13 protein-coding genes and 1 rRNA gene are annotated in these 12964 nt (G+C 73.0%); 2 read left to right on the top strand and 12 right to left on the bottom strand.

Annotation, left to right across the window (positions count from 1 at the left end; genetic code table 11):
• From ACIRPX_RS18845 to ACIRPX_RS18825, 5 genes are all read right to left on the bottom strand, one after another.
• Nucleotides 1–765, bottom strand: coding sequence for a hypothetical protein (locus tag ACIRPX_RS18845; protein ID WP_404195449.1), 765 nt, complete (start codon nt 763–765; stop codon nt 1–3).
• Between the two features lie 56 nt (nt 766–821).
• Entirely contained in the window at nt 822–2540 is a 1719-nt protein-coding gene (recN, locus tag ACIRPX_RS18840) for a DNA repair protein RecN (protein WP_404195935.1), read from the bottom strand.
• Between the two features lie 144 nt (nt 2541–2684).
• A complete protein-coding gene (locus ACIRPX_RS18835; RefSeq protein ID WP_404195446.1) occupies nt 2685–3590 on the bottom strand; it encodes an NAD kinase in 906 nt (301 codons plus the stop codon).
• A complete protein-coding gene (locus ACIRPX_RS18830) occupies nt 3587–4402 on the bottom strand; it encodes a TlyA family RNA methyltransferase (RefSeq protein ID WP_404195443.1) in 816 nt (271 codons plus the stop codon). Before ACIRPX_RS18830 ends, ACIRPX_RS18835 begins: the two co-directional genes overlap by 4 nt.
• 7 nt (nt 4403–4409) lie before the next feature.
• Nucleotides 4410–4697 carry a hypothetical protein gene (locus ACIRPX_RS18825; RefSeq protein WP_404195441.1) on the bottom strand — a complete coding sequence of 96 codons (288 nt, stop codon included), beginning with the start codon at nt 4695–4697 and terminating at the stop codon, nt 4410–4412.
• A 42-nt stretch (nt 4698–4739) separates the two neighbouring features.
• Here ACIRPX_RS18825 and ACIRPX_RS18820 point away from each other — a divergent pair, with 42 nt between their 5' ends.
• The gene (locus tag ACIRPX_RS18820; protein ID WP_404195438.1) at nt 4740–5087 is read left to right on the top strand and encodes a sterol-binding protein; all 348 of its coding nucleotides are present in this window, start codon (nt 4740–4742) and stop codon (nt 5085–5087) included.
• Here the strand turns inward: ACIRPX_RS18820 and ACIRPX_RS18815 are convergent.
• The 4 genes from ACIRPX_RS18815 to ACIRPX_RS18800 are packed head-to-tail and all read right to left on the bottom strand — an operon-like array spanning nt 5071 to nt 9156.
• Nucleotides 5071–6030 carry an ABC transporter ATP-binding protein gene (locus ACIRPX_RS18815; RefSeq protein WP_404195435.1) on the bottom strand — a complete coding sequence of 320 codons (960 nt, stop codon included), beginning with the start codon at nt 6028–6030 and terminating at the stop codon, nt 5071–5073. The genes ACIRPX_RS18820 and ACIRPX_RS18815 overlap by 17 nt on opposite strands.
• Nucleotides 5991–7028, bottom strand: a complete 1038-nt coding sequence (locus tag ACIRPX_RS18810) for a FecCD family ABC transporter permease (RefSeq protein ID WP_404195432.1) — start codon at nt 7026–7028, stop codon at nt 5991–5993. The genes ACIRPX_RS18815 and ACIRPX_RS18810 overlap by 40 nt, the downstream gene beginning before the upstream one ends.
• Entirely contained in the window at nt 7025–8068 is a 1044-nt protein-coding gene (locus tag ACIRPX_RS18805; protein ID WP_404195430.1) for a FecCD family ABC transporter permease, read from the bottom strand. Before ACIRPX_RS18805 ends, ACIRPX_RS18810 begins: the two co-directional genes overlap by 4 nt.
• 59 nt (nt 8069–8127) lie before the next feature.
• Nucleotides 8128–9156, bottom strand: a complete 1029-nt coding sequence (locus ACIRPX_RS18800; RefSeq protein ID WP_404195427.1) for an HAD-IIA family hydrolase — start codon at nt 9154–9156, stop codon at nt 8128–8130.
• Between the two features lie 72 nt (nt 9157–9228).
• Between ACIRPX_RS18800 and ACIRPX_RS18795 the strand changes: the two genes are divergently transcribed.
• Nucleotides 9229–10521: a DUF1015 domain-containing protein gene (locus ACIRPX_RS18795; protein ID WP_404195424.1), complete on the top strand. Its 1293-nt coding sequence runs from the start codon at nt 9229–9231 to the stop codon at nt 10519–10521.
• Between the two features lie 87 nt (nt 10522–10608).
• Here the strand turns inward: ACIRPX_RS18795 and ACIRPX_RS18790 are convergent, their stop codons facing one another.
• From ACIRPX_RS18790 to rrf, 3 genes are all read right to left on the bottom strand, one after another.
• Entirely contained in the window at nt 10609–11436 is an 828-nt protein-coding gene (locus ACIRPX_RS18790; RefSeq protein WP_404195932.1) for a hypothetical protein, read from the bottom strand.
• Nucleotides 11328–12500: a hypothetical protein gene (locus ACIRPX_RS18785; RefSeq protein WP_404195955.1), complete on the bottom strand. Its 1173-nt coding sequence runs from the start codon at nt 12498–12500 to the stop codon at nt 11328–11330. Before ACIRPX_RS18785 ends, ACIRPX_RS18790 begins: the two co-directional genes overlap by 109 nt.
• Before the next feature lie 169 nt (nt 12501–12669).
• Nucleotides 12670–12786 (bottom strand): 5S ribosomal RNA (gene rrf, locus ACIRPX_RS18780).
• Nucleotides 12787–12964 lie beyond the last annotated feature (178 nt).

Below are 12964 nucleotides of genomic sequence, written 5' to 3'. Positions count from 1 at the left end.
TCACTCCAGGCTCAACGACCGCGCCGTCGCGCTGACTTTGTCGCCGTACACGGCCGCCGTGACGAACGCCACGGCGTGGGCGAGCAGTCCGGCGCGCCCGTTGCTCATCACGACGGCGGTGCCCACCGCCGCGCCCAGCGCGTGCGCGCCGGTGTCGCCGAGCATCGTGCGCTCGCCCAGGTCGTCGGGCAGGACGGCCGCGGCGGCGCCCGTGGCGCCGGCGGCGAGTTCCGCTCCCGGACCGGACCGCAGCAGTCCCGGGGCCCCGAGCGCGACCGTCGCCGCGGCGGCCGTCCCCGGCCGTACGTCCACGAGGTTCACGAAGTGGGCGGCCCCGGCGATCACGATCCCCGCGAGCACCTTGTCCACGGCCCGCTCCTCGAGCACGGCGCCGGCCGCGAGCCCCGCCGCCGAGATCCCGAGGAGCTTGACCGCGCCGCTGGTGACCTCGCCGTCCCCGAGCGCGGACAGATGGTCGCGGAAGCCGCGCCGGGGGTCACCGGCGCCGGCCACGTCGTCGTAGGCCCCGCAGAGGCCGGCGGTGAGCACCGCGAACCCGGCGGCGGGCCGCACCCGTGCGGCCGCGGCCGCGGCGGCCAGCCCGGCCGCGGGACCGGCGTACAGACCGACGGCCCGCCCGCGGTGGTTCGTCCGCTCCCAACGCCCGCGGCCGCCGGGGGCCTTGGCCCGCAGCCCGGCGACACCCGCCCGGGTGAGCGCGGCGGCGAGCGCGAACGACCTTGTTCTCCGTGCACGGTTGGCCATCGGGCCACCCTAGTGCGTGGGCGGGGCGGCCGGACCCACGTCCCGACCGCCCGCCCCTAGCCGTCTCCCCTGGCCGTGGCCAGCAGTTCCTCCGCGTGCGCCCGGGCCGTCTCGGAGTCCTCCTGGCCGGCCAGCATGCGCGACAGCTCGCGCACCCGCTCCTCGCCCTCGAGGACCTTCACGCCGGAGCGTGTCACCGACCCGTCGTTGGTCTTCTCGACCAGCAACTGCCGGTCGGCGAAGGCGGCCACCTGCGGAAGGTGGGTGACCACCACGACCTGCGCGCTCTTCGCCAGCCGCGCCAGCCGGCGCCCGATCTCGACGGCCGCCTTGCCGCCGACACCGGCGTCGACCTCGTCGAAGAGGTACGTCGGCACGGGGTCCGTCCCGGCGAACACGACCTCGACGGCGAGCATCACCCGCGAGAGCTCACCGCCGGAGGCGCCCTTGGCGATCGGGCGCGGCGGCGCACCGGGGTGCGGCGCGAGCAGCAGCTCGACCTCGTCGACGCCCGACGGCCCGTAGCCGACGGTGCGCCCGCCGACCTCCACGCCCTCCGGGTCCTCGGTCTGCCGGATCTCGAAGGACACCCGCGCGTGCGGCATGGCGAGCGAGGCCAGTTCGGCCGTGACGGCGGCCGCGAACCGCTCGGCCGCCTCCGTCCGCGCGTCCGTCAACGCCTGGGCCAGCCCGCCCAGTTCACCGCGCAGCGCGTCCCGCTCCGCGGTCAGCTCCGCGATCCGCTCGTCGTCGCCGTCCAGCTGGGTCAGCCGCGTGGCGCTCTGCTCGGCCCAGGCCAGCACCGAGGCGACGTCCTCGCCGTACTTCCGCGTCAGCGCGCCGATGGCGGCGCGCCGTTCCTCAACGGCCGCCAGCCGCAGGGGATCCGCGTCCAGGTCGTCGGCGTACCCCGCCAGCTCGCCCGCGACGTCGCCGAGAAGGATCCCGATCTCGCCGATCCGGTCGGCCAGCGCCGACAGCGCCGGATCGTGCGCGCGCACGGCGTCCAGCGCCCGCTGCGCGCCCGCGACGAGCGTGGCGGCGTCGATCCCCTCGGGGTCCTCGGGGTTGCCGGCGAGCGCGGCGTGTGCGGCCGTGGCGGCCGACGAGAGCGCCTCCGCGTGCCCGAGGCGCTCGGCCTCCTCCGCCAGCTCCACGTCCTCCCCGGCCCGCGGCTCCACACCGGCGATCTCCTCGAGGCCGTAGCGCAGCATGTCGGCCTCCTGGGCCCGCTCACGCGCGCGCGTGACGATCTCCTCCAGCTCGGCGGAGACGGCCCGCAGCCGCCGGTACGCCTCGCCGTACTTCGCCAGCGGCCCGGCGACGGCGTCCCCGGCGTACCGGTCGAGCGCCTGCCGCTGCCGCGTCAGCTTCAGCAGCCCCTGCTGATCCGTCTGCCCGTGCACGGCCACCAGGTCGTCGGCGAGCTCGGCCAGCAGCCCGACCGGAACGCTGCGCCCGCCCACGTGCGCCCGCGACCGCCCCTCGGCGGAAACGGTACGGCTGATCAGCAGCGCCCCGTCGTCCAGCTCGGCCCCCGCCTCCTCGGCGCGCACCCCGGCCGAGGAGCCCGTTGGGACGGCGATCCGCCCTTCCACCACGGCCCTGCCGGCCCCGATCCGCACGAGCGCAGGGTCCGCCCGTCCGCCCAGCAGCAGCCCGAGGCTGGTGACCACCATGGTCTTGCCCGCACCCGTCTCACCGGTGACGGCGGTGAACCCGGGGGACAGCTCGACGACCGCGTCGTCGATGACTCCGAGCGACCGTATCCGCATCTCTTCCAGCACGGCTACGACCTTACGAGGTCGGCACCGGGAAGTGCGACGGCCCCCGTCCCGGTTGTGTGAAGGTGCAGGTGACGAATGCGTATCGCCGTCACATTGTCACCCACGCGAGTGCAAGACCCCGGCCTCCGCCGGCTAGTGCGGTGCCCCGCGCCATCCGGACACCGGCAGTGCGAACTTCGCCACCAGCCGGTCCGTGAACGACGCGTGGTGCAGCCGGGCCAGCCGCACGGGCACGGCACCCCGGCGCACCTCCACGCGCGCCCCCGGCGGCAGTTCGACGGTCCGCCGCCCGTCGCACCAGAGAACCCCCGGCGGGACGTGCGGCAGCACCTCGACGGCCAGCACGGAATCCGGCGAGGTGACCAACGGCTTGGCGAACAGCGCGTGCGCCGAGATCGGCACCATCAGCAGCGCCTCGACCTCCGGCCACACCACGGGCCCACCGGCGGAGAACGCGTACGCCGTCGACCCCGTCGGCGTGGACAGCACGATCCCGTCACAGCCGAAGCCGGTGACCGGCCGCCCGTCGATCTCCAGCACCACCTCGAGCAGCTTCTCGGCGGAGACCTTCTGCACGGCCGCCTCGTTCAGCGCCCAGTCCGTGTGCACGATGTCGCCGTTGCGGTGGACGACGACGTCGACGGTCATCCGCTCCTCGACCTCGTACGCCTTGGTCACCACCCGGTCGACGACCTTGTCCAGATCGTCGCGCTCGGCCTCCGCGAGGAACCCGACCCGCCCGAGGTTGACGCCGAGCATCGGCACCCCGGAGGCCCGGGCGAACTCGGCGCCGCGCAGCAGCGTCCCGTCGCCGCCCAGCACGATCAGCAGCTCGCAGCCGTCGAGGCACTGCGGAGTGGCCTCCTTGACCAGCTGCACCTCCTCGGGCAGCGGCAGATCGCTCGCCTCGTACTCCAGCACGCGTACGCCGATGCCCTCACGCAGCAGCCCCTTCACGACCAGCTCGGCGCTGCGGATGGCCGCGGGCCGCCCCGTGTGGGCGAGCAGGAAAACAGTACGAGCTCGGTTCGGTGTCAACGCGGCCCCTCCGCCACTGCACGGTCTACGTCGGCCGGGTCCAGTTCGGGTGCACCGGCCCGCAGCCACAGAAAGTACTCGACATTCCCGGACGGGCCGGGCAGCGGGCTGGCGGTGACCCCCCGCACCCCGAGCCCGAGCTCCGACGCCTTGTGGGCCACCCCCCGCACGGCCTCCGCCCGCAGCTGCGGACTGCGTACCACTCCTCCGCTGCCCAGCCGTTCCCTGCCCACCTCGAACTGCGGCTTGACCATCATCACCAGGTCGGCGTCCGGTTTCACGCACCGCACCAAGGCAGGCAGCACCAGGCCGAGCGGGATGAAGGACAGATCCCCCACGACAAGATCCACAGGCTCCCCATCGATCGCTTCGAGCGTCAACTCGCGTACGTTCGTACGGTCCTTGACGGTGACGCGTTCATCGCTCCGCAGAGTCCAGGCGAGTTGTCCGTATCCGACGTCGACGGCGACGACGTGCGCGGCCCCCGACCGCAGCAGGACGTCCGTGAAGCCACCGGTCGAGGCGCCGGCGTCGAGCGCCCGCCGCCCCTCGACGACGAGCCCCCGCGGCGCGAAGGCCGCGAGCGCGCCCGCGAGCTTGTGGCCGCCGCGCGAGACGTAGTCGGGATCGCCGTCGTCGGAGGAGACGACGATCGCCGCCGCGGTCTCCACCTGCGTGGCCGGCTTGGTCGCCACGGTCTTGCCGACTTTGACCCGCCCGGCGGCGATCAGCTGGCTCGCGTGCTCACGCGAGCGCGCGAGCTTGCGGCGCACCAGCTCCGCGTCGAGACGGCGGCGTGCGACTCCTGCCACGTTCGGTTCAGCTCCTGTGTTGTCCGTACGACGGTGAGGGGGCCGAAGGGCCCGGACGGGCGTCGAGCGCGGTGAGCGTGTCGCGCAGCCCCCGGTGTACATCCTCGTACACCTCGACGTGTCCGTCGGTGGCGAGGTGGTCGGCGTCGCCCAGCCGTTCCAGCCGCGCGTCGACCTCGGCGTTGCCGGTCGGGGTGCGGGGCACGTTCAGCGGGGCCGGGGCGGCGGGATCGTGGTCGGGCCCGGCCTCGGCCGTCCCGTCCCCCGCCATGGCCTCGGGCACAGTGTCGCTCATGCCCAGACGCTACCCCGAAGGCCTGGGGTACCGTCGATCTCGATGGCCACGATCGAAGAATGCCGCGCCGCGCTGGAACAGCTCTCGGACAACATGAACCGCGCCGAAGGGGACGTCCGTTCGGCCGCCTCCCTGGACCGCTCGGTGAGCTGCCTGATCACCGACCTGGACGTCTCGTTCGTCGGCAGGATGACCGGTGGCCGGATCGTGGTGCAGGACACCGTCCAGGGCCCTCCGCGGGAGAAGGCCCAGATCCGGCTGGCCATGAAGGGCGACGACCTGGTCGCCATGGTCGACGGCCAGCTGCACTTCGCCCGGGCCTGGGGCTCGGGCCGGGTGAAGCTGGAGGCCGGCCTGCGCGACCTGTTCCTGCTCAGGAAGCTGCTGTAGCGGCTCGCGCCCGGCGGGCCGCCGGCACGACCAGCGGCGTCCCCGTCTCCGGGTCGTCGATGATCTGGCAGCGCAGCCCGAACACCTCCTCGACCAGCCCGGCCGTGACGATGTCCTTCGGTGCGCCTTCGGCGACGACCCGCCCCTCGCGCAGCGCGACGAGGTGGGTGGCGTACCGCGCGGCGTGGTTGAGGTCGTGCAGGACGGCGACCAGCGTGCGGCCCTGTTCCTCGTGCAGTTCGGCGCAGAGGTCGAGGACGTCGATCTGGTGGTGGATGTCGAGGTACGTCGTCGGCTCGTCGAGCAGCAGCAGCGGCGTCTGCTGGGCGAGCGCCATGGCGATCCACACGCGCTGCCGCTGACCGCCGGACAGTTCGTCGACATGGCGATCGGCGAGTTCGGCGACCCCGGTCCGCGCCATCGACTCCCGGACGACCCGCTCGTCCTCGCCCGACCACTGGCGCAGGACGCCCTGGTGCGGGTACCGGCCGCGGCCGACCAGGTCGGCGACGGTGATGCCGTCGGGCGCGATCGACGACTGCGGCAGCAGGCCCAGCGTCCGCGCGGCCTTCTTCGCCGGCATCGACTGGATGACCTGTCCGTCCAGCAGCACCCGGCCCCGGCTCGGCTTCAGCATGCGCGAAAGCGCCCGCAGCAAGGTCGACTTGCCGCACGCGTTGGGGCCGACGATCACGGTGAAGGAGTTGTCCGGGATCTCCACCGAGAGCTGCTCGGCGATGACCCGCTGGTCGTAGGCGAGGGTGACGTTCTCGGCGGACAGGCGATTCACGCTGCTCCTTCGGGTGTTCGTGGGGGGCTTCACGGAACGGTCCGTGGGGGGCTTCACGGAACGGTCCGTGCGCGGCTTCGGGGAGCGGCGCGTGGGTGGCTTCGCGGCGGCGCTCATATCCGGCCCGCCCGGCGCTCGGCGACCAGCAGCCACAGCAGATAGGCGCCGCCGAGGACTCCGGTGACCACACCGACGGGCAGCTGGTCGGCGCCGAAGATCCGCTGCGAGACCCAGTCGGCGGTGACCAGCAGGGCGGCACCCATGCACAGGGACGACAGCAGATTGGGACCCGGCGAGCGGGTCAGGCGGCGGGCGAGCTGCGGCGCGGTGAGCGCCACGAAGCCGACGGGGCCCGCCGCGGCGGTGGCGGTCGCGGTGAGCAGGACGGCGGCCACCATCAGCAGCGCCCGCACCCGCTCCACGCGCACGCCGAGCGCGTTCGACACGTCGTCGCCCATCTCCATCAGCCGCAGCTCGCGCGCGCGGGCGAGGACGAGCGGGACGAGCACGGCGCACAGCGCGAGCAGCGGCCAGACCTGGTCCCAGTCACGACCGCTGAGGGAGCCGGTCATCCAGACGACCGCGCGGGCCGCGTCGACGAGGTCGGACACCGTGAGGAGATAGCCGTTGACCGCCGTGACGATCGCGGAGACGCCGATGCCGACCAGCACCAGCCGGTAGCCGTGCACACCCCGCTTCCAGGCGAGCAGATAGATGGCGAGCCCGGTCGCCAGCCCGCCCACCAGCGCGCCCATGGTGACCTGGGCGGCGCTGCCGGAGAACAGCACGATCATCACGAGCGCCCCGGCCGTCGCCCCCTGCCCGAGGCCGAGCACGTCCGGGCTGCCCAGCGGATTGCGGGTGACGGCCTGGAACAGCGCGCCGCCGAGCCCGAGCGAGGCGCCGACCAGCAGCCCGACCAGGACGCGCGGCAGACGCAGCTCGTCGATGATGAACTCCTGCCCCGCGTCGCCGTTCCCCGCCAGGGTCCTGAGCACGTCCCCGGCCGAGATCGGGAAGTCGCCGGTGCCGATCAGCAGGACGCTCGCGGCGAGCGCGGCCAGCAGCAGCACCGCGACCACGACGGCGGCCCGCACGTCCAGGCGCACGGAGAGCCCGCCCGGGGTCCTCACCACACGGTTGCTCCTCACAGCTGCGCCGTCCTTCGCCGTCGTACCAGGAAGATGAAGACCGGCCCGCCGACGACCGCGGTGACGATGCCGACCTGAAGCTCCGAGGGGCGGGCCACGATCCGGCCGAGCACGTCCGCACCGAGCAGCAGCACGGGCGACAAAATCGCGGCGTACGGCAGGATCCAGCGCAGGTCGGGGCCGGTGAAGGACCGTACGACGTGCGGGACCATCAGCCCGACGAAGGCGATCGGCCCGCAGGCGGCCGTCGCCGCGCCGCACAGCACGGTCGCGGCGAGCATGGACAGCGCCCGGGTGCGGTTCAGGTGGGCGCCGAGCGCCTTGGCGGTGTCGTCGCCCATGGCCACGGCGTTGAGCGGCCGGGCCAGCACGAGGGAGAGGACCGTGCCGACCGCGATGAACGGCAGCACCTGCAGGGTGGTCGAGTCGGTCGCCGAGGCGAGCGAACCGACCGTCCAGAAGCGCATCTTGTTGAGCGCCGCCTGGTCCGTGATCATCACGGCCTGCAGATAGCCGTAGAGCGCGGCGCTGACGGCGGTGCCGGCCAGCGCGAGCCGCACCGGCGTGGCGCTCCGGCTGCCGCCGAGGAACCACACCAGGGCTCCGACGGCGGCCGCTCCGGCGAAGGCGAACCACACATAGTCGTCGAGGCTCGTGACGCCGAGGTACGTGATGGCGGTGACGACGGCGGCCGAGGCGCCGGCGTTGATGCCGAGGAGGCCCGGATCGGCCAGCGGGTTGCGGGTCAGCGCCTGGAGCACCGCGCCGGAAAGTCCCAGCGCGGCGCCGGCGAGCAGCCCGAGGACGGTCCGTGCCAGCCGCGCGTCCACGACGACGTCGCCGTAGGTCCCCGTGTCCTGGAACAGGCCGTGCCAGACCTGTTCCAGGGAGAGCGGCTTCGCGCCGATCGCGATGCTCGCCGAGGCGACGAGCACCAGGACGGCGAGCGCGAGGAGGAGCCCGAAGGCACGTATCGCCCGGCGGGTCGGGGGCGCGGGGGCGGTCTCCGCGCGCTGTTCGGGAGGACTGTCGACCAACACGTAGTTAGGTTAGCCTACCCTCGCATGCCGCTTGGATGGGGCGCCGCCCGCCCCACGGCTCACCACTCCAGCCGCGCCAGCGCCTTCCCCGCGTCCAGCGCGCACACGCCGTCCCCGGCCGCCGTCCAGGCCGCCGCGCACAGTGCCCGCAGACCGTCCACGGCCGCGCCGTCACCCTCCAGTTCCAGCCGGTCGGAGGCCGCCGTGGCCGTCCAGCCGCCGCACCGGAAGCCGTCCCCCGCCTCCTCGACCGCGGGCTGGCCCGTGAGCAGGCCGCGCAGGTCGGCGTCGACGTACGTCGGCCGGTGCTGCGGCGGCGCGGTGAGCAGCTGCGCGCCGTCGGTCACGCCGGTCAGGACGAGCAGCGAGTCCACCTCGCCGTTGAACGCCCCCTCGATGTCCGTGTCCAGCCGGTCCCCGACCACCAACGGCCGCTCGGCACCCGTGCGCAGGATCGTCTCCCGGTGCATGGGCGGCAACGGCTTGCCCGCGACCTGGGGTTCGGCACCCGTCGCGATCCGCACGACCTCCACCGCGGCGCCGTTGCCCGGGGCGATCCCACGGCCGCTGGGAATCGTCAGGTCGGTGTTGGACGCGTACCACGGCACCCCGCGCGCGACCGCGTAGCTCGCCTCGGCGAACCGCCCCCACGGCAGGTCGGGCCCGCCGAATCCCTGCACGACCGCCGCCGGATCGTCCTCCGCCGACTCGACGGGCTCCAGCCCGCGCTCCCGCAGCGCGACCCGCAGCCCCTCGCCGCCGATGACCAGCACCCGCGACCCCGCCGGCACCTGCTCGCTGATCAGCCGCGCGACCGCCTGCGCGGAGGTGATGACGTCCTGGGCACCGGTCGGTATCCCCAGCTCGGTCAGGTGTTCCGCCACCGTGTCCGGCGTCCGCAGGGCGTTGTTGGTGACATATGCGAGATGCATCCCGCCCGCCCTGGCCGTCTCCAGCGACTCGACGGCGTGCGCGATGGCCTGCCCTCCCGCGTACACCACCCCGTCGAGATCGAGCAGCGCCGTGTCGTACGCCTCGCTCAGGGCCTGGCCACTGCCCTCGGGCCTCGTCCTGACGCTCTGGCTCATTCCACATCGCTCCTCGTTCGACGGCTTTCCCCCGATCATCCCGCACGCCTCCGGCACACGTACGATGCCGGGATGAACACAGCAGGTCACTCGGAAGCAACGGCGCGCCGGGGCCTGGAACTCACCCCGTTCCGCGGCCTTCGTTACGACCCGGACCGGGTCGGCAGCCTCGCCGCCGTGACATCGCCGCCGTACGACGTCGTCGTACGCCCCGACGGCCTGCACCACCTCCAGTCCGCCGACCCGTACAACATCGTCCGTCTGATCCTGCCGCAGGCCCCGACGGCCGTCGCCCGCAACGAGCAGGCGTCCGACACCCTGCGCCGCTGGCTCGCCGAGGGAGTCCTGGCCGCCGATCCCGAACCCGGCCTGTACGTCTACGAGCAGAGCGACGGCGACGGCATGCTCCAGCGCGGCATCATCGGCGCCCTGCGCGTCTCGGACCCGGCGGAGGGCGTGGTGCTGCCGCACGAGGACGTCATGCCGCACGTGGTCGCCGACCGCGCCGACCTGATGCGCGCCACCTCCGCGAACCTCGAACCCCTGCTCCTGACCTACCGCGGCAACGGCTCGGCGTCGTCCGCGGCCGAGCTCGTGGAGCGGGTCGCCGACCACCCGCCGCTCCTCGCCACCAAGACCGAGGACGGCTACAGCCACCGCCTGTGGTCGGTCACCGACCCGGCCGACCTCGCCCGCGTCCAGTCCGACCTGGCCCAGCACCAGGCGCTGATCGCCGACGGCCACCACCGCTGGGCGACGTATCGCCGCCTGCGCTCGGAACACGGCTCCCCGAGCCCGTGGGACTACGGCCTCGTGCTGCTCGTCGACACCGCCCGCTACCCGCTGCGCGTCCGCGCCATCCATCGCCTCCTGCACGGCCTGCCGGTGGCCGACGCACTCGCCGCGCTGCACGGCCGGTTCCGTATACGGCGCCTGCCGGTCTCCCTCCCGCAAGCCCTGGAGGCTCTGGCGGACAGCGCGTGCGCGGGCAACGCGTTCCTGCTGGCGGGTGACGGCGCCTTCCACCTGGTCGACCGCCCGGACCCGGATCTCCTGGCCCGTACGATCCCCGTCGACCGGCCCGTCGCCTGGCGCACCCTGGACGCGACGGTCCTGCACGCCGCGCTGCTCGACCACGTCTGGGGCATCCCCGAGGACGACCCGGCCCGCATCGCCTACATCCACGACACGGCGGCCACCGTCGAGAAGGCCGAACGCGACGGCGGCACGGCCGTCCTGCTGCACCCGGTCCGCGAGGACGTCGTCCGCGACCTGGCCCGGCAGGGGGTGACGATGCCCCGCAAGTCGACGTCGTTCGGCCCGAAGCCGGCGTCGGGACTGGTACTGCGCACGCTGGACGGCTGACCGGGCGGCTGCTGCGGGCCTCGGACAAAGGGCCCGGACATGCGCAGGGGGCGGGACCGCACGGTCCCGCCCCCTGCGCATGTCTCCTCAGTCCTTGTCGTCGTCGACCTCGATCTCGATGTCGGCATCGGCGTCGGCGTCGGTGCCGACAGCGGTGCCGGTGTCCGCCTCGGCCTTCGCGCTGTCGCCGTCCTCGCCGTCCTCGCCCTCGTCGCCCGCGTCGCTCGCATCGCTCGCGTCGAAAACATCGACGAACTCCACGCCGTCCAGCTCGGCAAGCCGGTCCGAGGCGTCCGTGCTGCCGTCCCGGTCCGCCTCTACGGCCTTGGCGAACCAGTCACGGGCTTCGCCCTCACGGCCGGCGGCGAGCAGGGCGTCGGCGTACGCGTACCGCAGCCGCGCGGTCCACGGCTGGACCGAGTTGGAGGCGAGCTCCGGGCTCTGCAGCGTCACGATGGCCGCGTCGAGCTGCTCCATGTCGCGCCGGGCGCCGGCCGCGACGAGCCGCATCTCGACCTGCCCGGCCTTGTCCAGCTTCTGCACCTCGGGCGCCCCGGCCATGTCCAGCGCCTTCTCCGGCCGCCCGAGCCCACGCTCGCAGTCGGCCATCACGGGCCACAGCTCCACGGTGCCGGTCATACGCCGCGCCGCACGGAACTCGGCCAGCGCCTCGGCGTACTTCTGGTTCGCGTACGCCGCGAACCCGGCCGCCTCGCGCACGGCGGCGACGCGAGACGCCAGCCGCAGAGCGATCCGGGAGTAGGCGTAGGCGCCCTCGGGGTCCTCGTCGATGAGCCGGGCGACCATCACCAGGTTCTTGGCGACGTCCTCCGCGAGCGTCTTTGGCAGGCTCTGGAGCTCCTGCCGTACGTCCTTGTCGATCTCCTCGCCGGTGACGTCCTCGGGGATCGGCAGCCGCTTGATGGGCTCCCGGTCCCGGTCCCTGTCGCGGTCACGGTCCCGCGGCCGATCGTCGCGGAACCGGCCGCCGCCTCCACCGCGCCGGTCGTCGCGCCCCCGGAAGCCACCGGGACGCCCACCGCGGTCGTCGCGGCGAGGACCACCGCGCCCGCCCCGGTCGTCACGACCACGGAACCCACCGCGCTCGCCCCGATTGTCATCACGCCGGAAGCCACCACGGTCACCGTCACGACGCTCACCACGGTCGTCACGGCGGTAGGTCGGGCGGTCGTCACGCCGATCGTCACGCCGGTCATCACGACGGTCGTCACGCCGGTACGTCGGGCGGTCGTCACGGCGGTAGGTCGGGCGGTCGTCACGGCGGTAGGTCGGGCGGTCATCGCGACGGTCGTCACGCCGGTATGTCGGGCGGTCATCGCGACGGTCATCGCGACGGAAGGACGGACGGTCACCACGATCGTCACGCCGGTCGTCACGACGGAAGCCACGATCACGATCGTCACGGCGGTCCTCGCGCCGGTCGTCGCGGCGGTCATCCCGACGGAAGGACGGACGGTCACCACGATCGTCGCGACGCGGACCGCGGTCACCCCGGTCGTCGCCGCGGAAGCCACGGTCACGGTCATCGCGCCGGCCGTAACCACCACGATCGGGCGCGCCCCTGCGGTCGTCCCTACGGCCGTAGCCACCACCGCGGTTGTCGTCACGCCGGAAACCACCACGGTCGTTGTCGCGACGCTCGCCGCGGTCGTCCCGACGGTACGTCGGGCGGTCGTCCCGACGGAAGGACGGGCGATCCCCTCGGTCGTCCCGCCGGTCGTCGCGGCGGTCGTCGCGGCGGTCATCCCGACGGAAGGACGGACGGTCACCACGATCGTCGCGACGCGAACCGCGGTCACGGTCGTCCCGCTGGAACGCCGGACGGCCACCGCGGTCGCCCTCACGGCGGTCGTCACGCCGACCGTAGCCACCACCGCGGTTGTCGTCGCGGCGGTTGTCACGGTCGTCACGGCGGTCGTCGCGTCGGAAACCACCGCGATTGCCGCGGTAGCCGCCACGCTCGCCGCGGTCCCCACTGTCCCGTCGCCGCTGGTCGCGCTCCGGTCGATCGTCGGGAGAGTTGGTGGACATCGGTGACTCCTGTCTTCGGTACCGCAAGCATTGTAAAAACGAAAGGACCCCTGGTCCCAGCTGAACGCTGGTGACCAGGGGTCCTTCCCAAAGATTGTTCGGCGGCGTCCTACTCTCCCACAGGGTCCCCCCTGCAGTACCATCGGCGCTGTAAGGCTTAGCTTCCGGGTTCGAAATGTAACCGGGCGTTTCCCTCACGCTATAACCACCGAAACCCTAATGGTTTCGAGCGAACAAGCACACTCTTCAGTTATGTGTTCTGCTCAAAAGCCGACAACGGTCGTTGTCTCAGAACTAACACAGTGGACGCGAGCAACTGAGGACAAGCCCTCGGCCTATTAGTACCGGTCACCTCCACCAGTCACCTGGCTTCCAGATCCGGCCTATCAAC

This window comes from Streptomyces sp. NPDC101225, assembly GCF_044767585.1.
In the GTDB taxonomy this organism is placed as follows: Bacteria; Actinomycetota; Actinomycetes; order Streptomycetales; family Streptomycetaceae; genus Streptomyces.
Note: the sequence above shows the minus strand (reverse complement) of the source record. Positions and strands in the feature narration are given on the sequence as shown.